Below are 21,902 nucleotides of genomic sequence, written 5' to 3' on the forward strand. Positions count from 1 at the left end.
TCGGGTAACACTTCCCATTTGGGAAAGGCTTGATGGTCCCTTAAGCGAAAATGGAAAGAGTGACGACGCGAGAATTCTGGAACCGGCACGCCGCGACGTTCGACGACGAGCCGGACCACGGCCTGCGCGACCCGCTCGTGCGCGCCGCCTGGGCCCGGCTCCTCCAGCCCCTGGTGCCCGCCGGGTCGTCCGTGATGGACCTCGGGTGCGGCACCGGCAGCCTGTCCGTGCTGCTGGCCGAGGCGGGCCACGAGGTGCACGGCCTGGACCTGTCCGAGCAGATGGTGACCGCCGCACGCGCCAAGGCGGCCGCGGCGAACCTGACCATCGACTTCGCCGTCGGCGACGCCTCCGACCCGAAGGGCTCGTTCGACGTCGTGCTGGCACGGCACGTGCTGTGGGCCTTGCCGGACCCGGCGGCAGCGCTCGAGAAATGGGTGTCGCTGCTCCGGCCGCACGGCGTTCTCCTGCTGGTCGAGGGCCGGTGGTCGACCGGAGCGGGACTGACCGCAGCGCAGACCAGGGAGCTCGTCCTCGGGGTGCGCGGGGAAGCCGAGGTCACCCCGCTCACGGCCGAGGACCTGTGGGGCCGGCGGATCGAGGACGAGCGCTACCTCGTCGTCAGCCGCCGGTGAGCATCAACCGCAGCGCGAACTCGAACCGCTCGTGTCCCTCACCGGAGTTCAGCTCGTCCACGTGCTCGACGACGTGCGGGAAGTGGCTCGCCGGCAGCATCCGCAACCGCTCGAGCACCTCACCCCGGTCCATCCCCCCGCGCAACGACGACTCGACCGTGTACGCGCTCACGTACAGCAGCACGGCGTCGATCGTCCACGCCGCCGATCGCGCCGGCACCCCGCCCGCCAGGAAGAGCGCGAGCATGCCCTCGGTGAGCCGGAGCGTGTCGAGGTTCGCCGGCGGAGCGGACAACGCGGCCCGCGCGATCCCCGGATACCGCAGGAACTGGTCGCGCAGCTGACAGCACACGTCAAGAACCTGCTCACGCCAGCGAGCAGCGTCGGGCACCGGCAGCGACACGTTCTTGCTGAGCGCGCCGATGAGCAGGTCGTCGAGCTCGGCCTTGTTGCGCACGTGCGCGTAGAGCGAGGCCGGCCCGGTCCGCAGCGCGGCGGCGACGCGGCGCATGGTCAGCGCGTCGAACCCCTCGGCCTCCACCAGCGCCAGCGCCGTGCCGACGATGCGGCCGACGGTGATGGGTTCCTTGCGCGCCGGGGTCTGCTGCTCCAGCGCGGCGATCTGGGTCGCCCACTCCTCGCGTGACGAGGCCTTCCGGTTCATGTCACCCACCCTACCAGTTGACCCGAACAGTGTTCGTGAGTAGAACAGTGTTCGTGACCACCTACGTCGTACCACCGCGGTCGCTGCGAGAGGCGTGGATCGCCCTCGCCGGCCTGTCCGCGGTGTTCCTGTTCGAGATGCTCGACAACTCCATCCTCAACGTCGCCCTGCCCACGATCGGCCGCGACCTCCACGCCTCGACCACCGCCCTGCAGTGGGTCTCGAACTCCTACGCCGTCGTGTTCGGCGGCCTGATGCTGGTGTTCGGCGCCGTCGCGGACCGCTTCGGCCGCCGCCGCGTGATGCTCGCCGGCCTCGCCCTCCTCGCCGTCGCGAGCCTCGCCACCCCGTTCGTCACGTCCGTGAGCGGCCTGATCGCCGTGCGCTCGCTGATGGGCGTCGCCGCCGCCATGACCACACCCGGCTCGATCGCACTGGCGTTCCGCCTGTTCCGGACCGACGACCTGCGCGTCCGCGCGATGACGCTCATCTCGACGGTCGGCCTCGTCGGCCTCGCGATCGGCCCGCCGCTCGGCGGGTTCCTGCTCGCCGTCGCCCCCTGGCAGGCCCTGCTGCTGATCAACGTCCCGATCGCCGTGCTCGCGTTCGCCGGAATCGGTCGCGGCGTCCAGCGCGACACCGACCTGCACCGCGGCCCCGCCGACTACCTCGGCGGCGTGCTCGGCACCGCGACCATCGTGCTCGCCCTCGTCGTCCCGTCCCTCTTCGCCGAGGGCTCCTGGCTGGCGTGGGTTGTCGCCGTGCTGACCGTTGTAGCCGCCGTCCTGTACGTCGTCCGTGCGCGCACGGCCAGCCATCCGTTGCTCGACCTCAGGCTCGTCGCTCACCCGTTGGTCTCCAGCGGTCTCGCCTACAAGGCCGCCACCGGACTGGCGGCCGCCGGGCTCACCTACCTCGTGACGCTCCAGTTGCAGCTCGACTGGGGCTGGTCCCCCGCGCTGGCCGCCGCCGGGATGCTGCCGCAGGTCGCGGTGCTCATCGCCGCCGGTCCGGTGGTGAACCGGTTCGTGGGGTGGGCTGGTCTCGACCGGGGTGTGCTGGTCGGCGCCCTCGCCGTCGTGGCCGGGCTGGCGGTGTACGCGCTGTTCGGCCGTCTCGGGTACGTGCCCGTGGCCGTTTCCCTGGTGCTGGTCGCCGTCGGCATCCGCGTGGTCGGTGCGGTCGCGGGGGTCAACGTCCTGAAAGGTCTGCCGGAGAACCGGACGTCGATCGGGGCCGCGCTGGTCGACACCGCGTCCCAGGTGACGTCGGCGGCGGGCGTGGCGGTCAGCGGCACGGTGCTGGCCGTGCTGTTCGCCGGTGGCATCGCGCAGCCGGGGTGGAGCGCGACGCAGACCGCGCAGTTCGAGCAGGCGGTCACGGTCGGCGGGCTCGCGCTGACGGCGATGGCGGCGGCACTGGTCGGCTGGGCGTACTTCCGGGCGCGTCGCGCGCACTAGGCCGAATTACTCCGGAAAGTTCTTGCAACGCTTTGCCTGGTGTGCGTGAGGGTGCTACCACCATGGGTGAACCCCTGCAGCAAGGAGACAACGTGGTTTCCTCGGCTTCGCGCACCCTTCTAGCGGTGCTGCTGATCGTCGGTCTGTCCACACCGGTGCAAAGTCTTGCGGCGCCACCGGGCGCCAAGGACGTCACCGTCACCCTGTTCCAATGGCCGCTCGCCCGCGTGGCGTCGGAGTGCACGAACGTGCTGGGCCCCAAGGGCTACGGCTACGTCGAGGTCTCCCCTGCGACCGAGCACGTCCAGGGTCCGCAGTGGTGGACCAGCTACCAGCCCGTCAGTTACCGGATCGCCGGGCGGCTCGGTGACGAGAACGCCTTCCGGAACATGGTCAACGCCTGTCACAGCGCGGGTGTGAAGGTCATCGCGGACGCGGTGATCAACCACATGAGCGCCGGGTCGGGCACGGGCACCGGTGGCACGAACTACTCCAAGTACAACTACCCCGGCGTGTACAGCGACTGGGACTTCCACTCGTGTCGCTCGCACATCAACAACTACCAGGACCGGTACAACGTCCAGAACTGCGAGCTGGTCGGTCTGTCCGATCTGGACACCGGTAGCGACTACGTGCGCGGTGCGATCGCCGGGTACCTGAACCGGCTGATCTCGATGGGTGTCGACGGGTTCCGCGTCGATGCCGCCAAGCACATGGCGGCGGGCGACCTCGCCGCGATCAAGGGCAGGTTGAGCAATCCCAACGTGTTCTGGGTGCACGAGGTCATCTACGGCTCGGGTGAGGCCGTGCAGCCCGGTGAGTACACGGGGTCGGGTGACGTGGACGAGTTCCGCTACGCCTACGACGTGAAGCGGGTCTTCCAGAACGAGAACCTGGCCTACCTGCGGAACTTCGGGCAGGCGTGGGGCTTCCTGCCCAGTGGTCAGGCCCGGCCGTTCGTCGACAACTGGGACACCGAGCGCAACGGGTCCACGTTGACGTACAAGGACGGTTCGACGTACACGCTCGCGAACGTGTTCATGCTGGCATGGAACTACGGTGCGCCGCAGGTGTATTCGGGCTACGAGTTCAGCGACAAGGACGCCGGTCCGCCCGGTGGCTCCGTCTGCTACAACGGCGGCTGGAAGTGCCAGCACGCGTGGACGCAGATCGCGAACATGGTCGGGTTCCGCAACACCGTGGCGGGCACGGACGTGAACAACTGGCAGGACAACGGGTACGACATGATCGCGTTCGGTCGCGGCAACAAGGGTTTCGTCGCGATCAACCGCGAGACGTTCGCGGTGAGCCGCACGTTCCAGACGGCGTTGCCGGCCGGGAGTTACTGCAACGTGCAGGAGAACGGTTGCGTCCGCGTGACCGTCGACTCGCAGGGCCGGTTCACGACGACGCTCGGCGCGGGCACCGCCCTCGCCCTGCACGTGAACGCCCGCTGAGAAATCACCGGCTGTCCACCGCGAGAAGCGGTGGACAGCCGGGAGTTCAATCAGGCCGTGTGCAGCCGCAGGCCGTACACGTTCAAGATCTCGTTGATCGGCTGGAACCACGTGCGACCGCCGCTGGAGCAGTTGCCGTAGCCGCCGGACGTGACGCCCTGGGCCTGGTCACCGGTGATGAACGAACCACCGGAGTCGCCGCCCTCGGCGCACACCGAGGTGCCGACCATCTGGTAGACCGCGCCCTGTGCGTAGTTCACGGTCTCGTTGCGGCCCTGGATCACGCCGCAGTGCCAGCGCGTCGTCGAACCGGAGCGGCACACGGAGGTGCCGACCGGCGCCTCCCACGAGCCGCGCACGAGCGAGTCGGCCACGGTGCCCCAGCCGAGCACGACGGGCACGGTCCACCAGCCGCCGCCGGTGCGCACCCACGCGTAGTCGTTGCCGGGGAACGAGGAACCGGCGAAGTTGCCCTGGAACGAGCGGTCCCAGCCGTAGACGGCCTGGCCGTTGCCGCCGCAGTGGCCCGCCGTGACGTAGCCGCCGTGCACCGAGAAGCCGATGGAGCAGCGGACGTTGCCGGTGTAGTACGGGTCGCCGCCGACCGTGCCCGCCGCGAACGTCTGCGGCTGCTGCACGCCTTCGGTGCGCACGGTGATGGCACCGAACTGACGTGCCTTGTCCAGGAACGAGGCCACCTCGGCGGTCTGCTTGCCCGCCTCCACGTTCACCACGACGGTTCCGGTGCGCGCGTCGGGGGCCCAGCTCGCGACCGCGGACGGCACGGAGCCGGTCGCGGACAGGGCGTCGAGGCGGTTCTTGTGGGCCGCCATGGAGTTCGCCGAACGCCCGACGACGACGGCCTCGGCGCCGGTGGCCTCGACCTTGCGGGCGGCGGCCTTGTCGGTCACGGCCACGACCAGGCTGTTCCTCGCCTCGTCGAACCAGCTGCCGGCGAGTGCGGCACCGGCCTCGCCTTCGGCGCGCGGCGCGATCTCCGACGCGCGCTGTTCCTTCTCCAGACGCAGGCGCGCCTGCGTCTCGGTCAGCCCGAACGCCGAGCTCATCGCGGTGAGCAGGCCGGGTGACATCTCCTTCTCCGACGCCTGGGCCGGAGCGGTGAAGGTGGTCCCGACCAGCACGAGGGCCAGCGCGGGCACGATTCTGGGCATGGTGAAGCGCATGCTCTTCTCCTTGTCCGTGCAGGGATCGCTTCCGCCCCGTTGCGGAAACGACGAACATGAGAGCGCTCTCACCGTGCAGCAGCAGAACAGCAGTGGTCAACACCTGTTACCGGAACTGTCCTGCCCGACAAATGCCCGAACGGGCCGAACCGGGCATCACTGCATCACGACGACCTGCCGGACCGCCTCCCCGGAGGCGAGCTTCGCGAACCCGTCGTTGATCTCGTCGAGCCGCAGCCGCCCGGACAGCAGGCCCTCGACCGGCAGCCGTCCCGCGCGGTAGAGGTCGACGAACCGCGGCACGTCCCGGCGTGGCACGCACGAGCCCAGGTAGCTGCCCTTGAGCGTGCGTTCCTCGGCGACCAGGTTCAGCGCGGGCAGGCTGACGGTCCGGTCGGGGTGCGGCAGGCCGACGGTGACGGTCGTGCCGCCGACAGCCGTTGCGGCGTAAGCCTGTTCGAGCACCGCCGCGACCCCGGTGGTGTCGATGACCTTGTCCGCACCGCCGCCCGTCAGGTCCCGGACCTGCGCCACGACGTCCGGGCCGCCCGCGGCCTCGTGCGTCGCGCCGAGGGTGAGGGCCAGCCGGCGCTTGTGCTCGACCACGTCGACCGCGACGACCTGGGTGGCGCCCGCCGTCACGGCCGCGAGCACCGCGGCCAGTCCGACACCGCCGAGCCCGAAGACCGCGACCTTCTCACCGGGCACGACCTGGGCGCTGTAGAACGCCGCTCCCGCACCGGTCAGCACCGCGCAACCGAACAGCGCGGCGATGTCGAGCGGCAGGTCCGGCGGGACGAGGGTGGCCGACCTGTCGGAGATCACCGTGTACTCGGCGAACCCGGACACGCCCAGGTGGTGGTGCGGCCGCGTGCCGTCCGGGAGCGTCCACCGGCGTTCGCCGCCGAGCAGCGTGCCGTCCCGATTCGCCGCGGCTCCCGGTTCGCACAACGCCTGCCGGCCCGACGCGCACCGGCGGCACGCGCCGCACGCGGGCACGAACGACAGCACGACGTGGTCACCGGCCTTGAACTCGGCGTTCGGGCCGGCCTCGACCACCTCGCCCGCCGCCTCGTGGCCGAGCACCATGGGCAACGGCCGGATGCGCGAGCCGTTGATCACGGACAGGTCGGAGTGGCACAGGCCGGTGGCGTGCACGCGCACCAGCACCTCGCCGGGACCGGGCGGGTCGAGCTCCAGGTCGACGACCTCCAGGGGCGCACCGACCCCGGTCAGCACCGCGCCTCGCGTCTTCACGCCACCACCAGGCCTTCCATCGCCGTGCGCAGACCCGCGGGGATCTCCACCGGTTTGCGGGTCGTGCGGTCCACGAACACGTGCACGAAGTGGCCCTCCGCCACGACGTCCTCGCGTCCCTCGAAGAAGAACCCGACCTCGTAGCGCACGCTCGACCGGCCGAGGTGCCCGACGCGCAGCCCCGCGTCCACCGCCTCCGGGAACGAGATGGAGGCGCGGTAGTTGCAGTGCGACTCCACGCACAGCCCGATCTCCTGCCCTGCCTGGATGTCCAGCCCGGCGTCGATCAGCCACGTGTTGATCACGGTGTCCATGAACGCGTAATGGACGACGTTGTTCACGTGCCCGTAGACGTCGTTGTCCGCCCACCGGGTCGGAATCCGCTGCCAGTGCCGGTAGTTCTCGCGCAAAGACCCATCCCTGCCTCGATCGGACATCGTCAGTCGAGTCTCCTGGTGAGCTCGACCCTCGACCGCACGCCGAGCCGCGCGAAGATGTTGCGCAGGTGGTGCTCGACGGTGCGGTGGCTCAGGAACAACCGCGCGGCGACCTCGCGGTTCGTGGCGCCCTCCGCGACCAGCCGCGCGATCTGCGCCTGCTGCGGCGTCAGACCGGGGTGGTCCTTCGGTTCGCTGGTGGAGTCACCGGCCGCGCGCAGCTCGGCGCGGGCCCGGTCGACCCAGTGATCTGCCTGGTAGGACTGGAAGATCCGCACGGCGTCCCGCAGGTGTTCCCGCGCCGCCTTGGGTTTGCGGCCGCGCCGGAGCCGGTTGCCGTACAGGAGCTCGGTCTTCGCGAGCTCGAGGGCGGTGCCGCTGGCCCGGTGCAGCCGGATCGCCTCCTCGAAGTGCTCGTCGGCCGTGCCGCTCTCGAGCAGGCCGTGACAGCGGTGCGACAGGGCGAGCCGCGCGGTGCTGCCCGTCGTACCGGCCCACTTCTCGAACGGTTCCAGCGCCCGGTCCCCCGTGGACGGCCGGCCGCACGCGACGGCGGCCTCCACGACGTGCGGCGCGGCCATCACCTTGATGCCCGCGTGCCCGGGGTTGAGCCGGAGCCGGTCCAGCGCGTCGGCGGGCCGGTCGCGCGCCAGGTCGACGCACGCGAACGCCCAGGCGCCGAACGTGCCCGGACGCGTGAGCCCGCGCCGGGTGATGTGCTCGGTGGCGGCGTCGATGCGGTCCAGCGCGGTCTCCGCGTCACCGCGCAGCGCCGCCAGCAGCGCGAGGATGGTCAGGTGGTCGACGACGGCGTTGTGCTGGCCGATCGCCGTCGCCGCGTGCACGCCCTCGGTCGCCGCCGTGAGCGCCGCCGCGTGCTGGTCCAGCAACAACGCCGACAGCGCCCGGTACACCAGCGCCCACGGCACGAGGGCGGTGAACCCGCTCTCCCGCGCCGCCGTCACCGCGCTGGTCGCCATCTCGAACGACCGGGTGGCGTCCCCGAGCACGTAGGCGGCCTGGCTCGCCCAGATCCGCGCCTGCGGTCCCGGCACCTGGCCGGCGAGGTCGACCACGGTGCGCAGCGCGGGCAACGCCTCGTCGTGCCTGCCGTCGAACGTCGCGAGCATCCCGGTGAGGTGGTCGAGCGTGAGCCGGGTGGCGGGCGGTTCGTCGTGGGTGCGGATCTCCCTCGCGAACTCGGCGACCGCCGTGAAGCGGCGGTGGTCCCCGGCGATGCTCGCCGCCTCGCCCGCGAACCCCAGTGCCGCCACCGCGAGCGCGCGACGGGTGCCGACCAGGCCTTTCGCGGCGCGGATCAGGCGGTCCGCGGCCACGTCCGGGAGGCTCTCCCCGAGGTCGATGCCGCCGACGACGAGGTCCATCAACGCCCTGAGCTCAGGGGTCGCGGTCATCTTCGTGGCCGTGCGCAGGACGGCCCGCGACCGGTGCGGCGCGCCGTGCGCCCAGTGGTCGGCGGCGGCCTTGAGCAGGTGGTGCGCCTTCTGCTCGGGGTCGGTCGTGAGGCTGGCCGCGCGGTCGTGGTCGCGGGCGGCCGTCGCGAAGTCACCGCACAGGCGTGCGTGCTCCGCGTGGGCAGTCAGAACGTCCGCGAGCCCGGCGTCCCTGGTCAGGACCGCCTGGTGCCACGTGCGCCGGGCGCCCGGCGGCAGGGTCTCCGCGAGCTCGGCGTGCGCCAGGCGCCTCTGCGGGAGCGGCACGTCGGCCTGCAGGGCGGACCGGACCAGCCTGCGCGTGTCGAACAACGGCCCCGCCTCGACCACGGCGTCGAGGTCGAGCGTCTCGGCGTCGACCTCCTCGTCGACCGCGGCCAGCGCCACGACGTGCCGCGCCTCGGGCGACAGCGAACCGAACCTCGCCCGCCACCGCTGCCGCAGCGAGCTGTTCTCCGGCAGCACCTCCGGCGCCGGCGCGATGCCGCCGAGCTGCGCGGAGGTGAGCGAGCCCGCGAGCTCGACCAGCGCCAGCGGGTTCCCGCAGGCGAGGTCGGCCAGGTCCGCGGCGAGGGTGGCGGGCAGGCCGGGCACCAGGTCGTGCAACACCCGGACGCTCGTCGCCGCGTCCAACGGGTCGAGGGTGACGCACGGCAGTCCGCGCGGCTCGCCCTCGGTGGCGATGAGCAGCGCTGCCCTCGTGCTGATGACGTCCTGCGCGAGCCCTATGAGGTCGTCGTCGATCTCGGGCACGTCCACGCACAACAACGCGTCGTAGGCGTGCTCGACGGCGTTGAGCAGCGAAGTCTTGCCCGAGCCGGCCTCTCCGCACAGCACGAGCACCCCGCCGCGCCCAACGCGCGCACGGTCCACCAACGCGTCGACGGCGACGCGTTGCCGCTCTCGGCCACGCAGCATCGGCCCAGTCTTACGGCGGTAACCGCTCCACCGGAAGAGGTAAAGCCCAAATTCACCTACCACCGTTAGTTTTTCCATCGAAGTTGTTCACCGACACCGGTGGTTGCACCGATGCGGACCGCACGACCGTGGTTGCAGGGTCGAGGACGTTCCCCCGTTCCCCCTGCCGAATGAGGTGTACAACGCCGTGCAACTCCGCACTCTGCTCCCCGTAGCGCTGTCCATGGTTCTCCTGGGCGGCACCGTCGCCCAGGCCGCCGCCAACCCCTACGAGCGCGGCCCCGCCCCCTCCAACTCGAGCATCGAGGCCCTGCGCGGCTCGTTCGCCGTGTCCGAGACCTCGGTGTCGTCGCTCGTCGGCGGCTTCGGCGGCGGCACGATCTACTACCCGACGAGCACCTCCGCCGGCACGTTCGGCGCGGTGGTCATCTCCCCCGGCTACACCGGCACGCAGTCCAGCATCTCGTGGCTCGGCCCCCGCCTCGCCTCGCAGGGCTTCGTGATCTTCACCATCGACACGAACACGATCTACGACCAGCCCGACAGCCGCGCCTCCCAGCTCCTCGCGGCGCTCGACTACCTCACCGGCCAGAGCAGCGTGCGGTCGCGGATCGACTCGTCGCGCCTCGGCGTGATGGGCCACTCGATGGGCGGCGGCGGCACCCTCCGCGCCGCCAGCCAGCGCCCGGCCCTGCAGGCGGCGATCCCGCTCACCGGCTGGCACACCACCAAGAACTGGTCGTCCGTCCGCGTCCCGACCCTGGTCGTCGGCGCCGAGAGCGACTCCATCGCCCCGGTCTCCTCGCACTCGGAGCCGTTCTACAACTCACTGCCGTCCACTTTGGACAAGGCGTACCTCGAGCTCAACAACGCCTCGCACTTCGCCCCGAACTCGAGCAACACGACGATCGCGAAGTACAGCATCTCGTGGCTCAAGCGGTTCATCGACAACGACACCCGCTACGAGCAGTTCCTCTGCCCGGCGCCGGGGCGCAGCACGCTAATCGAGGAGTACCGGGACACGTGCCCGCACTCCTGATCCGTTGAGCACGGGTCGCGGCGCCAACCCGAGCGCGGGGCGCCGCGACCCGATCCAGCTCAGTCGAGGACGGTCATCCGCACGTCGCCCGACAACCGATAGGGCCGCGTCTCCACCAACGCCCCGAGCAACCGCCGCAACCGCGACACCTCCGCCCGCACCGTCACCACGTGCTCGGCGTCCCCGTACAGCGCGGTGCTCAACGCCTCCGCGGACAACCCCGCCCGACCGGCCCGGTGCAGCAGCACCAGGATCTCCGCGTGCCGCCGGGTGACCGTGCGGCGCCAGTCCGCGTCACCACCGGAGAGCCGCACCTGCGGGGTCCGGGTGAGGTCCAGTTCCAGCGCCACCGTCCGGTCCACGGAGGACGGGCGGATCAGCCAGCCGCCGGCGAGACGTTCCGGGGTGCAGGCTCCGAGGCCGGGCACCGCGAGGGGAAGCCCTGCCACCGGGGCCGCGATGCGCGAGCCCACCGCCACGCCGTGGGACGCGGCCACCCAGCCGTGGTCGTCCACGATCAACGAAGGTCCCGTCAGCAGACGGGCGGACCGCAGCCGTTCGAGGCGTTCCTGGTGGTAGCGCCACAGGCGGGACTCGGCCAGCAGGCGGCCCGTCTCGACCAGCGCGCCGATCGCCGGGTGCAGGGTCAGGGCGGGCCCGCTCACGTCGATGACGCCCAGCAGCGAGCCGGTGCGCGGGTCGTGGACCGGGGTCGCGGTGCAGTACCAGGGGTGCTGGCCCTGCTCGAAGTGCTCGCCCGCGAGCAGTTCCACGGGTGCGGCCTCGGCCAGGGCGGTGCCGATGGCGTTGGTGCCGACGCGGCGCTCGGTCCAGTCGGCGCCCTCGAAGAACCCCAGGGCGTCGGCCCGGCGGCGGACCAGAGGGGTGCCGGAGCGCCAGAGGATGACGCCCTCGTGGTCGGTCACCACCAGCAGGAGCTGGGACGCGTCGGCGAGCGAGCCCACGACGGCGCGCAGGTCCGGGACCACGGAGCGCAGCGGTGAGGCTTCCTGGCGGCGGCCCAGTTCGGCGGGGCCCAGCCAGTCGCGGGTGTTGACGTCGTCGGCGCGCAGGCCGAGGTCGAGGACGCGGTTCCAGGAGCGGGAGACGAGGGCTCGCGGGCGCAGGGCGGAGCGGCTGCCGGCGATGACCGCGTCGTGCATGCGCACGAGTTCGCGGGCATACGTGGGCAGGTGCTGACCGGGCGGCACTGCCCTGGGCACGCTCACCGGTCGAGCATGACCCAGGCGTGCAATCCGGTGCAACGGTTTCACCGGAGCGCGGGAAGGAGGTCAATCGAGGCACGACGAACTGCGAGGAGCCGCGATGACACAGACCATGGATCGCACGGCACAGGCTCGGGTGGACGACTGGCTCGCCGGGTTCGAGGCCGCGCTCAGGGCACGCGACGCCGACGCGGCCGCCGGGATGTTCGCCACCGACAGCTACTGGCGCGATCTCGTCGCCTTCACCTGGAACATCAAGACCGTCGAGGGACGTGAGGGCGTCGCGGACCTGCTCAGCGCGTGCCTCGACGGCACGGGTCCGGAGCACTTCCGCACCACCGAAGCGCCGACCGAGGCCGACGGGGTCGTGGAGGCGTGGCTCGAGTTCGAGACGGCGGCCGGGCGGTGCCGCGGGCACCTGCGGCTCAACGACGAGGGCGCGTGGACGTTGCTCACGAGCCTGCACGAGCTCAAGGGGTTCGAGGAGCGCAAGAAGGAGACGCGGCCCAAGGGCGTGCGGCACGGCGTGATCGAGGACCGGCGGTCGTGGGCCGAGGAACGCGACCGCGAGCAGGCCGAGCTCGGGTACGCGGAGCAGCCGTACGTCGTGGTCATCGGAGGCGGTCAGGGCGGCATCGCGCTCGGCGCACGGCTGCGGCAGCTCGGTGTGCCCGCGCTCGTGCTCGAGCGCAACGACCGGCCCGGCGACTCGTGGCGCAAGCGGTACAAGAGCCTCTGCCTGCACGACCCGGTCTGGTACGACCACCTGCCCTACCTGCCGTTCCCGGACAACTGGCCGGTGTTCGCACCCAAGGACAAGATCGCGGACTGGCTCGAGATGTACACGCGCGTGATGGAGGTGCCGTACTGGACCCGTTCGGAGGTCAGGGAAGCGACGTACGACGGTGAACAGTGGACGGTCACGGTCGACCGCGACGGCCAGACCGTGACGCTGCACCCGAAGCAGCTCGTGTTCGCCACGGGCATGTCCGGCAAGGCGAACGTGCCGCAGTTCCCCGGCGCGGACGAGTTCGAGGGCGACCAGCACCACTCCTCGCGGCACCCAGGCCCCGAGGCCTACGCCGGACGCAGGGCCGTCGTCATCGGCTCCAACAACTCCGCTCACGACATCTGCGCGGCACTGTGGGAACACGGCGCCGACGTGACGATGGTCCAGCGCTCGTCGACCCACATCGTGCGCTCGGACTCGTTGATGGACATAGCCCTGGGCGACCTGTACTCGGAACGGGCCGTCGCCGCCGGCATCACCACCGACAAGGCCGACACGATCTTCGCCTCGCTGCCCTACCGGATCCTGCCGCGGTTCCAGATCCCGGTGTACCAGCGGATCAAGGAACGCGACGCGGATTTCTACGCGCGTCTGGAGAAGGCGGGCTTCGCCCTCGACTGGGGCGACGACGAGTCCGGGCTGTTCCTGAAGTACCTGCGCCGCGGCTCCGGTTACTACATCGACGTGGGCGCTTCGGAACTGGTGGCGGACGGCAAGATCAAGCTGGTCCGCGGCCAGGTCGACCACCTCACCAAGAACGCCGTCGTGCTCTCCGACGGCACCGAGCTGGAGGCCGACCTCGTCGTCCACGCCACCGGCTACGGCTCGATGAACGGCTGGGTCGCGGACCTCGCCGGGCAGGAGATGGCCGACCGGGTCGGCAAGTGCTGGGGCCTCGGGTCCGGCACGACCAAGGACCCCGGGCCGTGGGAGGGCGAGCAGCGCAACATGTGGAAGCCGACCCGGCAGCCGGGGTTGTGGTTCCACGGCGGCAACCTGCACCAGTCGCGCTACTACTCGCTCTTTCTGGCGCTGCAGCTGAAAGCGCGGTTCGAGGGCCTCGCTACGCCGGTCTACGGCATGCAGGAGGTGCACCACCTCAGGTGACGACTTCTCGACGGCCGGACAGGCACTCAGGCGAGGTGTCCGTCCGGCCGCACGAGTCCCGCCCCGGTCTCCACGTGACCGCCGCCGCGCAGCCGCGTGAACAGCGTGTCCCCGCCAGACAGCCGCTGGTCGGGCACACGACGACCGGTCGCATAGGCGACGTCGAGACCGGAAAGCCGTTCGGCGAGCACCTTCGACATGTCCGGCGCGGACGCGATCAGCCCGCTCACCACCGCGCGCAACGCCTGCCCCTCCGGCGAGTACGCCGTCATCAGCGCCGTCTGGGCCCTGGTGTGCCGCAACAGGTCCGCGCCCACCGGGTGGCGTTCCGCGTGGTAGGTGTCGAGCAACGCCTCGTCGGCGCGTCCGGTGACGACGGCGGCGAGTTTCCAGCCGAGGTTGTGCGCGTCCTGGATGCCGACGTTCATGCCGACCCCGCCCGCCGGGAAGTGCATGTGCGCGGCGTCGCCCGCCAGCAGGACGTTCCCCGACCGGTAGGTGGAGGCCTGGCGGGTGGCGTTGCCGAAGCGCGACAACCACTTCGGGTCGCGCATCCCGAAGTCGGTGCCGGCGATGGCCCTGACGGTGACGCGCAGCTCGTCGAGGGTCAGCTCACCCCTGCCGGTGGTGGGGGCGCCGCCGACGATCCGGTGCAGGCCGCCGGGCAGCGGTACGACCATCAGGCCGCCCTCGGGGCCGGTGATGTTCGCGAACCCGGGCGGGTCGTCCAGCACCACGTCGCCGAGCCAGCCCCACGTCGTGGCGTCGGTGCCCGGGAAGTCGATGCCCGCGGCCTCCCGCACGGTGCTGCGCGTGCCATCGCAGCCGACCACGTACCGCGCGGCCACGACCTCGTCGGCCAGTCGCACTCCCGAACCGGTCAGACCGGTCACCTGACATCCCCTGCGCACCACAGCGCCCAGTGCCAGAGCGCGCTCTTCGAGCAGCTCTTCGGTGCGGGCTTGCGGCAACGCCAGCGTGAACGGGTACGGCGTGTCCAGCACCGAGAAGTCCATGCGGTCGGGCAGCCCGCCGAAGTGGCCGTTCGGGATCCGGACGCCCTCCGCCAGGAACGGCTCCGCGACGCCGCGGCAGTCGAGGACCTCGATCGTGCGGGGGTGGATCGTGAGCGCCTTGGAGTTGGCGTCCCGTTCCCGCCGCGTCTCCAGCACCACCACCGAGGCCCCGCCGAGCCGCAGCTCCCCTGCCAGCCAGAGCCCGGTCGGCCCGGCTCCCACGATCACCACGTCGTACACGATTCCTCCTTGGTCACTGACCAACACCATGGCGTCGAGTAGACTAGGTCAGTGACCAAGAGTCAAGCGGACGTCGTGCGGGCGGCGCTGGAGATCCTCGACGAGCGCGGCGCCGAGGCGGTGTCGATGCGGGCCATCGCGCAGAAGCTCGACGTGCGGATGAACACCGTCCTGTGGCACGTCAAGACCAAGGCGCGGCTGGAGGAGCTGATGGCGGACGCGATCGTCGCCAGCGTCTCGCTCGACGGCCTGCCGGAGCACTGGCACGACCGGGCTGCCGAGATCGTCCGCCGCTACCGGAGGGCGTTGCTGGCCCACCGCGACGGCGCCGTGGTGGTGGCGGGCACCTACGCCGCCGAACCGGCCACTTTGGACACAGCGGAAGCACTCGTCACCGCGCTGCTGGACGGTGGTTCGTCGCCCAGGGACGCCGCGTGGACGTGTTGGAGCCTCATCTACCTCGTGCTCGGCCTGACCCAGGAGGAGCAGGCGCTGCCCCACGGCTCCGACGGTCTCGACGTGGGCGAGCGGCCCTCGCTGCGGCGGATACTGCCCTTCCTCGCCGAGGAGTCGTTCGACGAGCGGTTCGAGTTCGGCGTCGCCAGGTTGCTCAAGCCTCGGTGACGGCGTCGAGCGCCTCCTCGACCACCTCGGACAACGAGCGCATGAAGGTGGCGCTCACGTGGTTGTCGTCGAAGTTGACGAGCAGGTCGCCCCTGACCGGCGGGCACTGGTCCTCGGTGCAGAGCTGGTCGCTGAAGTCGAGGAACGACACGTTGCCCGGGACGTCGAGCTGGGCGTAGGGCGGCACGGGCGCGAGCAGGTCGGACCTCGGCGCGCCGCACCGGGGCGCGGGGCCGTGCACCTGCACGCAGTCGAGCACCGAGAAGCCGTAGCGGGGGTTGTCGCGCACCGCGACCACCGGGATTCCCTCGGCGTCGAGCTGGCGCCAGCGCTCCACGAAGCCGGGAGGCGTCTGCTCGGTCAGTCCCACCTGGACGTTGCGGGTGGCGAGGGTGAAGACGAAGTCGGGACGCAGGCCGATGATCTCGCCCGCGGCACTGTCGTTCCACCGCACGCACGACTGGTCGTCCGGGTTCTTCTCCGACCGCGTGGAGAACGGGCAGGCGCCCCTGAGCATGGTGATCAGCTGCCAGTTCCGGCGCTGCGCGATCGGGGCGAGGGCGGCGAGGTACTGCTGCACGTGCGAGTCGCCGACGAGCACGACGCGTTTGGCCGGTGTGCCGTCGGCCGGGCCGTGGCAGACGTCGAGTTCGTCGTCGTGGGCGGACTTCGCGCAGTGCTGGTCGTCCAGTGCCGCGAAGTCCGTGGCCGCGACCTGCGCTGCCACCTCACGAGGACCCGTCGGTTGCAGGACGACGGTAGCCGCCAGCAACGGGACGAGCAGCAGCGCGATGAGCGTGCGGGCCTTCCAACGGGATTTCCGCACCGGTTCCTCGACCAGGTGGTGCGTGGCGGCCGCGAGCACGAGCGACGCGCCGATGATCACCAGTCCGCCGAGCAGGCCGACCTCGCCGCGACCGCCGATCACGAGCCACCCCACCAGCACGGGCCAGTGCCAGAGGTAGAGGGAGTAGCTGAGATCTCCCAGGTACCGCAACGGTTCGCCGGCCAGCAGGCGGTCCGCGCCGAACCGGCTTCCGGTGGTCCCGGCGACGATCACCGCGGCGGCGCACGTCGTCGGCCACAACGCCAGGTGGCCGGGGAACGCGGCGCCGACGTCCAGCACCACCCCGCAGACCAGCAGTCCCAGCAGACCCGCCCAGCCCAGCACCGTCCTCACAGGACCGGAGAGGTCGACGCGCGACACCACCAGCGCCAGCAGGCCGCCGAAGGCGAACTCCCAGATCCGTGTGGCCGTGTGGAAGTAGGCCAGCGGCTGGTCGACGGCCGTGAGCCACACCGAGAAACCGAGTGAGAGCGCGAAAACCGCGAGCAGCACGCGCAGGAGCGAGCCCCGCAGCACCGTGACCACCAGGACCAGCAAGGGCCAGAGGAGGTAGAACTGGCCCTGGATCGACAACGACCAGAAGTGCTGCACGACACTGGCGTGCTCGTGTTGTGCGTAGTAGTCCGCCGAATCCGACGCCAGCTGCCAGTTCTCGAGGAACAGCGCGGAGGCGATCACCTCGCGCACCGTCTGCGCCCAGCGGTTCTCCGGCAGCACCAAGGCACCGGCGACCAGCGTCGCGCCGAGCACGACGAACGCGGCGGGCAGCAACCGTTTCGCCATCCTGCTCCACGTCGCGCGCAGGTCGAGCCGCCCGCGCCCGGTGGCCCGCACGAGCTGTCCCGTCACCAGGAAACCGGAGATCAGGAAGAAGACGTCGACACCGCCGGACACCCGGCCGAGCCACACGTGGTAGACCACCACGAGCAGTGCGGCCACCGCGCGCAGGCCCTGCAGTTCCGCACGATAAGTACGTTCCGGAGATGGCGCGCGCACTGCCGCACTGTGATCACTACCCGACACGCCTGCGAGGCTGACGTCTCGCGGCCCTGGGGTAAATCCGTGGCAACACCCAACTTCGGCCTGCATGGTGTCCCCCCGCGGCCGGGAGTTGAGTGGCCGGACCGATCGCCGGAACGGCCTCGGCCGGGCATCGTGGAAGGCACAACCCCCTCCGACCGCCACGGGAGGCGCCATGGTCCACACAGACCGACCCGCCCTCACACGACGGCCGCTGACCTGGGTTCTGCTCGGGGCCGCACTGGCCCTGCTGATCGCCGGAATCACCGCGCCACACGCACTGCTCATCGCCGCCGGACTGATCCTGGCGGGCCTGATCGGCCTCAACCGCACGCAGTGACTACATGTCTGGAAAGTCTGAAATGGGTGTTGCACCCGATGGTTCCGGACGGCCTTCCCGCACAGACTTCCACCACGACCTGGCTGGAGACAGGAGGCGACCATGTCCACAGCGGGACAACTGGCCGGACGCACCGAACGGGCTGATGCCATGCAGGCACGCGACATCGCCATCAACGTTCCGACCGTGACGGTCGACGACCCGATCACCAAGGCGGTGCGGGTGATGGCGGTCAACAGGCTGCCGGGACTCATCGTGGTCGACGACCGCGCCCGGCCGTGGACGGTGCTGCCGGGCACGCAGGTGCTGCGGCTCGCGGTTCCCCAGTCCTACCAAGAGGATCCGGCGCTCGCCCGCGTCGTCGACGAGGGGCACGCCGACCTGTTCTGGATGGAACTGGCCGACCGCACCGTCGGCGACGTGGCACCGAACCACCGTGCCAAACCCGCGACCGTCCGCGCCGACGCGACACTGCTGGAGGTCGCCGCGCTGATGGCCCGCCAGCACAGCCCGCTCGTCGCCGTGATCGACGACGACGGCGCGCTGGTCGGCGCGATCACGCTCGACCGACTCATCACCTCGCTCGCCGTCTACACCGGCGAGGACTGAACCCCGGGCCACCTGTCCCCGTCACCGCCGGCGAGCTGAACTCGCGCCGGCGGTGACACCCGTCCCCTTTTTGGGAGCCCCGTGAGCGCAGTCCTCGCCCTCGCGATCTTCCTGGTCGCGTTCTTCTTCATCGCCACCGAGAAGGCGAACAAGGTCAAGGTCGTTCTCGTGGCCGCCGGGCTCATGGCCGTGTTCGGCCTGGTCCCCGGTTCCGAGGTGTTCTTCTCCGAACACTCGGGCATCGACTGGAACGTCATCTTCCTGCTGTTCGGCATGATGATCATCGTCGGGATCGTCAAGCAGACCGGCGTGTTCGACTACCTCGCCATCTGGGCCGCCAAGAAGGCCCGCGGCCGCCCCTACCGGCTGATGGTGATGCTGATGGTCATCACCGCCATCGCGTCGCCGTTCCTGGACAACGTCACCACGATCATGCTCGTCGCGCCGGTCACCATCGTGGTGTGCAACCGGCTGCGGATCGCGGCCCAGCCGTACCTGATCGCCGAGGTGCTCGCGTCCAACATCGGTGGCGCGGCGACGTTGATCGGCGACCCGCCGAACATCATCATCGGCAGCCGGGCCGGGCTCACGTTCACCGACTTCCTCGTCCACATGGCACCGATCGTCGCCGTCGTGTTCGTGGTCTTCGTGCTGCTCACCAAAGTCCTGTTCCGCAAGTCGTTCCAGTACAACGCCGAGCACGTCGAAGCCGTGATGGCGTTGCAGGAGAAGCGGGCGATCACCGACCCCGCGATGCTGCGCCGCTGCCTGATCGTCTTCACCGGTGTGGTGATCGGGTTCGGCCTGCACGCCGTGCTGCACCTCGACCCCGCGATCGTCGCCCTCGTCGGCGCGGGCGTGATGCTGCTGGTGACCCGCGCCGACGTGAACGACGTGCTGGCCGAGGTGGAGTGGCCGACGCTGACGTTCTTCATGGGACTTTTCGTGATGGTCGCGGGACTCGTGCACACCGGGGTCATCGAGACCGTGGGCACCTGGGCGGTCTCGGCGTTCGGCGACAACTACTTCGCCGCCGCCACCGCGTTGTTGTTCGGTTCCAGCGTGCTCGGCGCGTTCTTCGACAACATCCCGTACGTCGCCACGATGACCCCTGTGGTCGAGGGCATGGTGGCCGAGATCCCCGACGCCGCGACGGGTCAGTCGCTGTGGTGGGCGTTCGCCCTCGGCGCGGACTTCGGCGGCAACGGCACCGCGGTCGCCGCCAGCGCCAACGTCGTCGCGCTCGGCATCGCCGCCCGCGCGGGGCACCGGATCAGCTTCTGGCAGTTCACCCGCTACGGCATCGTCGTGACGCTGATCAGCACGGTCATGGCGTGGGTCTACGTCTGGCTGCGGTACTTCTGACCGCGCAGCACCGGCGACACCCAGGCCGCCACGACACCGGTCAGCAGCACGGCGAGCCCGGCGCCGAGGCCGGCCCGCGGATCACCGGTCGCGACCGACAGGACACCGGCCAGCCCCGCTCCCAGGGGCTGGCCGAGACCCCAGGCGACCATCCGCGCCGTGGTGTTCACCCGCGACTGGAGCTCCTGCGGGCACACCTGCTGCCGGTAGGTGATCCCGTTGATCACCACGATCGCACCGCTGACGCCCCAGCAGGTCGCCGTCACGCAGAGCACGAGCCAATGTCCGCTGACGAGAACGAGGACGCCGCAGAGCACGGACAGCGGCAACGCCGTCAGCGCCACCCTCGCGTTGCCCCACCGTGCAGTCACCCTCGGCAGCAGCCGTGAGGCGATGACCGCGCCCACACCCCAGCACGTGAACAGCACGGCGAGCCGGGTGTCCCCTTTCGGCGCGACGCCCAGGACCTTGTCGGCGAACGGCACGAGCACCGCCATCCACGCGCCGCTCGCGACCGAGTGCGTGGCGCCCACGAGGGTGAGGATCCGGATGACTGGTTCGCGCCAGAGGAACCGCAACCCCTCGCGCACGTCGTTGGCCAGTTCGCCCGCACCGCGCACCGGCCGTGGATCGGCCATGCTGCTGGTGATCGCGCGCAACAACAATGCCGACCCCACCGCCGTCAGAGCGTTCACCGCCAGCAGTGCGGCAGGGGCCACGATCGCCACGAGCAGACCTGTCAGACCGGGCACCACGAGTTCCACCACGGTCGTGCGGCCGTAGAGCGTCGAGTAGGCCGCGGTGAGCTTCTCCTTGCCCACCAACGTCGGCAGCGCGCCGAAGTTCGCCGCGTCGAAGAACACGAACGCCGTCTGCGTCGTGAACGCCACCACCACGACGTGCGGCGCGGTCAGACCGCCGGCCAGCCACGCCAGCGGCACGCTCAGCAGCACGGCGGCGACCGCGAAGTCCATCGCCACCATCATCATCCGGCGGTCCAGCCGGTCCGCCAGCGCACCGGCCAGCAGTCCGAACACCAGGTACGGCAACGCTTCCGCCGCCGTGACGGCCGACGTCCAGCCGGCGGACCCGGTCAGCTGGTAGACGAGGACGGGCAGGGCCACCGCCGACACCACGGCGCCGGTCACCGACAGCACCCGTGCGTTCAGGTACCTGCTGAAGTCACTCACTTCTCCCCCTCGCCGTACAGCGTGGTGACCGCCACCGCCCGGTCCCGCAGTGCGACGCGCAACCACTGCGGTTCCAAGGCTTCCGCGCTCGTCGACAGCTGCCACAACGCCCACTCCGCGTGCCGCGCGTCCTGGAACGCGACCTCCATCAGCAGCCAGCCGTCCTCGGTCTCCTCGGTGAGAACGGCCAGTGCGGTGCGCACCAGCTCCTCCCGCCGCGCCGGACGCACCCGCAGCCGCACCGACACCTGGTCTCCGCCGGCGCGGAACCGCGTGCCGCGTTCCTGCCAGGCCCGCCCCAGGTCCACCCGGTCGGGCCGCCGCGCGGGCTCGTCCAGCTCCTCGGCGGCCAGGATCCGCGACAACCGGTAGGTGCGGTCCTCCCCAGACCGCTGAGCCAGCAGATAACCCTGCTCCCGCACGGTGACCAGGCCGATCGGCTCGACCGTGCGCCACTCGGCCGCGCTGCCGGGGGCCTCGTAGTGGATCCGCAACCGGTGCCCCGCGAACACCGCGCGCCGGACCTCCGCCACCACCGCGTCGGGCAGCTCCTCCTCGACCGCGCGGCGTGCCAGGAGATCGGTCTCCGGGTCGATGAGCAGGCGTTCCGCCGCACCGGCCGCCGTCTGCCGGTAGCTCTCCGGCAGCGCGTCGACCACCTTGAGCATGGCCGAGGCGAGCGCCGAGCCGAGGCCGAACACCTGGGCGCCGCGGCGCGAGCCGGCGACGAGCAGGGCGAGCGCCTCGTCGTGGTTCAGGCCGGTCAGTTCGGTCTGGAAACCGGGCAGCAGCGCGAACCCGCCGTGCCGGCCGCGTTCGGCGTAGACCGGGACACCGGCCGCGGACAGCGCCTCGATGTCGCGCAGCACGGTCCGGGTGGACACCTCGAGCTCGCGGGCGAGGGAGGTGGCCGAGAGCCGCCCGTGCCGCCGCAGCAGCAGGACGAGCGAGACCAACCGGTCGGCGCGCATGCGGAAACCGTACGGGAATACACGACAGAGGATGTCGTGTATTGCTTGCGAG

Annotated in this window: 19 protein-coding genes; 9 read left to right on the top strand and 10 right to left on the bottom strand. The window is 70.8% G+C overall.

The window, feature by feature from the left end; translation table 11 throughout:
- Window positions 1-50 precede the first annotated feature (50 nt).
- Complete coding sequence (locus IE307_RS06865; protein WP_191296786.1) at window positions 51-635, top strand: class I SAM-dependent methyltransferase; 585 nt, start codon at window positions 51-53, stop codon at window positions 633-635.
- Here IE307_RS06865 and IE307_RS06870 read toward each other — a convergent pair.
- A complete protein-coding gene (locus tag IE307_RS06870; protein WP_191296788.1) occupies window positions 622-1,299 on the bottom strand; it encodes a TetR/AcrR family transcriptional regulator in 678 nt (225 codons plus the stop codon). The two genes, IE307_RS06865 and IE307_RS06870, sit on opposite strands and share 14 nt — an antisense overlap.
- A gap of 53 nt (window positions 1,300-1,352) precedes the next feature.
- Here IE307_RS06870 and IE307_RS06875 point away from each other — a divergent pair, with 53 nt between their 5' ends.
- Window positions 1,353-2,759 (top strand): MFS transporter, encoded by a 1,407-nt coding sequence (locus tag IE307_RS06875; RefSeq protein WP_268250343.1) that lies wholly within the window; start codon window positions 1,353-1,355, stop codon window positions 2,757-2,759.
- A 92-nt stretch (window positions 2,760-2,851) separates the two neighbouring features.
- Entirely contained in the window at window positions 2,852-4,216 is a 1,365-nt protein-coding gene (locus IE307_RS06880; protein ID WP_229904478.1) for an alpha-amylase, read from the top strand.
- Window positions 4,217-4,266: 50 nt separating this feature from the next.
- Here IE307_RS06880 and IE307_RS06885 read toward each other — a convergent pair whose 3' ends face one another.
- From IE307_RS06885 to IE307_RS06900, 4 genes are all read right to left on the bottom strand, one after another.
- Complete coding sequence (locus tag IE307_RS06885; RefSeq protein ID WP_191296792.1) at window positions 4,267-5,400, bottom strand: S1 family peptidase; 1,134 nt, start codon at window positions 5,398-5,400, stop codon at window positions 4,267-4,269.
- 156 nt (window positions 5,401-5,556) lie between these two features.
- Entirely contained in the window at window positions 5,557-6,657 is a 1,101-nt protein-coding gene (locus tag IE307_RS06890; protein ID WP_191296794.1) for a zinc-binding dehydrogenase, read from the bottom strand.
- A complete protein-coding gene (locus IE307_RS06895) occupies window positions 6,654-7,067 on the bottom strand; it encodes an acyl-CoA thioesterase (RefSeq protein ID WP_229904479.1) in 414 nt (137 codons plus the stop codon). Before IE307_RS06895 ends, IE307_RS06890 begins: the two co-directional genes overlap by 4 nt.
- Window positions 7,068-7,096: 29 nt before the next feature.
- The gene (locus IE307_RS06900) at window positions 7,097-9,466 is read right to left on the bottom strand and encodes a helix-turn-helix transcriptional regulator (protein WP_191296798.1); all 2,370 of its coding nucleotides are present in this window, start codon (window positions 9,464-9,466) and stop codon (window positions 7,097-7,099) included.
- 223 nt (window positions 9,467-9,689) lie between these two features.
- Between IE307_RS06900 and bdeA the strand changes: the two genes are divergently transcribed.
- The gene (gene bdeA / locus IE307_RS06905; RefSeq protein WP_191297568.1) at window positions 9,690-10,505 is read left to right on the top strand and encodes a bis(hydroxyethyl) terephthalate hydrolase; all 816 of its coding nucleotides are present in this window, start codon (window positions 9,690-9,692) and stop codon (window positions 10,503-10,505) included.
- Window positions 10,506-10,564: 59 nt separating this feature from the next.
- Here bdeA and IE307_RS06910 read toward each other — a convergent pair whose 3' ends face one another.
- Entirely contained in the window at window positions 10,565-11,734 is a 1,170-nt protein-coding gene (locus IE307_RS06910; protein WP_191296800.1) for a helix-turn-helix domain-containing protein, read from the bottom strand.
- Between the two features lie 97 nt (window positions 11,735-11,831).
- On the opposite strand from IE307_RS06910, the gene IE307_RS06915 reads away from it, so the two are divergent.
- The gene (locus IE307_RS06915) at window positions 11,832-13,628 is read left to right on the top strand and encodes a flavin-containing monooxygenase (RefSeq protein WP_191296803.1); all 1,797 of its coding nucleotides are present in this window, start codon (window positions 11,832-11,834) and stop codon (window positions 13,626-13,628) included.
- Window positions 13,629-13,654: 26 nt separating this feature from the next.
- Here IE307_RS06915 and IE307_RS06920 read toward each other — a convergent pair whose 3' ends face one another.
- Window positions 13,655-14,884 carry an FAD-dependent monooxygenase gene (locus tag IE307_RS06920; protein ID WP_229904480.1) on the bottom strand — a complete coding sequence of 410 codons (1,230 nt, stop codon included), beginning with the start codon at window positions 14,882-14,884 and terminating at the stop codon, window positions 13,655-13,657.
- 51 nt (window positions 14,885-14,935) lie between these two features.
- On the opposite strand from IE307_RS06920, the gene IE307_RS06925 reads away from it, so the two are divergent.
- Window positions 14,936-15,508 carry a TetR/AcrR family transcriptional regulator C-terminal domain-containing protein gene (locus IE307_RS06925; protein WP_229904481.1) on the top strand — a complete coding sequence of 191 codons (573 nt, stop codon included), beginning with the start codon at window positions 14,936-14,938 and terminating at the stop codon, window positions 15,506-15,508.
- On the opposite strand, the gene IE307_RS06930 is transcribed toward IE307_RS06925, so the two are convergent.
- Window positions 15,495-17,351: an acyltransferase family protein gene (locus IE307_RS06930; RefSeq protein WP_229904482.1), complete on the bottom strand. Its 1,857-nt coding sequence runs from the start codon at window positions 17,349-17,351 to the stop codon at window positions 15,495-15,497. The genes IE307_RS06925 and IE307_RS06930 overlap by 14 nt on opposite strands.
- A gap of 199 nt (window positions 17,352-17,550) precedes the next feature.
- On the opposite strand from IE307_RS06930, the gene IE307_RS06935 reads away from it, so the two are divergent.
- The 3 genes from IE307_RS06935 (at window position 17,551) to IE307_RS06945 (ending at window position 19,689) form a co-directional block, all read left to right on the top strand.
- The gene (locus IE307_RS06935) at window positions 17,551-17,715 is read left to right on the top strand and encodes a hypothetical protein (protein ID WP_191296819.1); all 165 of its coding nucleotides are present in this window, start codon (window positions 17,551-17,553) and stop codon (window positions 17,713-17,715) included.
- 102 nt (window positions 17,716-17,817) lie between these two features.
- On the top strand, window positions 17,818-18,324 hold the full coding sequence (locus tag IE307_RS06940; protein ID WP_229904483.1) for a CBS domain-containing protein: 507 nt from the start codon (window positions 17,818-17,820) through the stop codon (window positions 18,322-18,324).
- Window positions 18,325-18,405: 81 nt separating this feature from the next.
- A complete protein-coding gene (locus tag IE307_RS06945) occupies window positions 18,406-19,689 on the top strand; it encodes an ArsB/NhaD family transporter (RefSeq protein WP_191296820.1) in 1,284 nt (427 codons plus the stop codon).
- On the opposite strand, the gene IE307_RS06950 is transcribed toward IE307_RS06945, so the two are convergent.
- Window positions 19,665-20,879, bottom strand: coding sequence for an MFS transporter (locus tag IE307_RS06950; RefSeq protein WP_191296822.1), 1,215 nt, complete (start codon window positions 20,877-20,879; stop codon window positions 19,665-19,667). The two genes, IE307_RS06945 and IE307_RS06950, sit on opposite strands and share 25 nt — an antisense overlap.
- Window positions 20,876-21,850: a helix-turn-helix transcriptional regulator gene (locus tag IE307_RS06955; RefSeq protein WP_191296824.1), complete on the bottom strand. Its 975-nt coding sequence runs from the start codon at window positions 21,848-21,850 to the stop codon at window positions 20,876-20,878. Before IE307_RS06955 ends, IE307_RS06950 begins: the two co-directional genes overlap by 4 nt.
- Between the last annotated feature and the right edge of the window lie 52 nt (window positions 21,851-21,902).

Origin of the sequence: Lentzea cavernae, from assembly GCF_014653695.1 — a bacterium.
In the GTDB taxonomy this organism is placed as follows: domain Bacteria; phylum Actinomycetota; class Actinomycetes; order Mycobacteriales; family Pseudonocardiaceae; genus Lentzea; species Lentzea cavernae.

What these genes read in the sequence shown, in the direction of transcription:
- bdeA (WP_191297568.1), top strand. Translation starts at nt 9,690, where the DNA reads ATGGTTCTCCTGGGCGGCACCGTCGCCCAGGCCGCCGCCAACCCCTAC.
- IE307_RS06870 (WP_191296788.1), bottom strand. Translation starts at nt 1,299, where the DNA reads ATGAACCGGAAGGCCTCGTCACGCGAGGAGTGGGCGACCCAGATCGCC.
- IE307_RS06935 (WP_191296819.1), top strand. Translation starts at nt 17,551, where the DNA reads ATGGTCCACACAGACCGACCCGCCCTCACACGACGGCCGCTGACCTGG.
- IE307_RS06900 (WP_191296798.1), bottom strand. Translation starts at nt 9,466, where the DNA reads ATGCTGCGTGGCCGAGAGCGGCAACGCGTCGCCGTCGACGCGTTGGTG.
- IE307_RS06915 (WP_191296803.1), top strand. Translation starts at nt 11,832, where the DNA reads ATGACACAGACCATGGATCGCACGGCACAGGCTCGGGTGGACGACTGG.
- IE307_RS06940 (WP_229904483.1), top strand. Translation starts at nt 17,818, where the DNA reads ATGTCCACAGCGGGACAACTGGCCGGACGCACCGAACGGGCTGATGCC.
- IE307_RS06955 (WP_191296824.1), bottom strand. Translation starts at nt 21,850, where the DNA reads ATGCGCGCCGACCGGTTGGTCTCGCTCGTCCTGCTGCTGCGGCGGCAC.
- IE307_RS06865 (WP_191296786.1), top strand. Translation starts at nt 51, where the DNA reads ATGGAAAGAGTGACGACGCGAGAATTCTGGAACCGGCACGCCGCGACG.
- IE307_RS06885 (WP_191296792.1), bottom strand. Translation starts at nt 5,400, where the DNA reads ATGCGCTTCACCATGCCCAGAATCGTGCCCGCGCTGGCCCTCGTGCTG.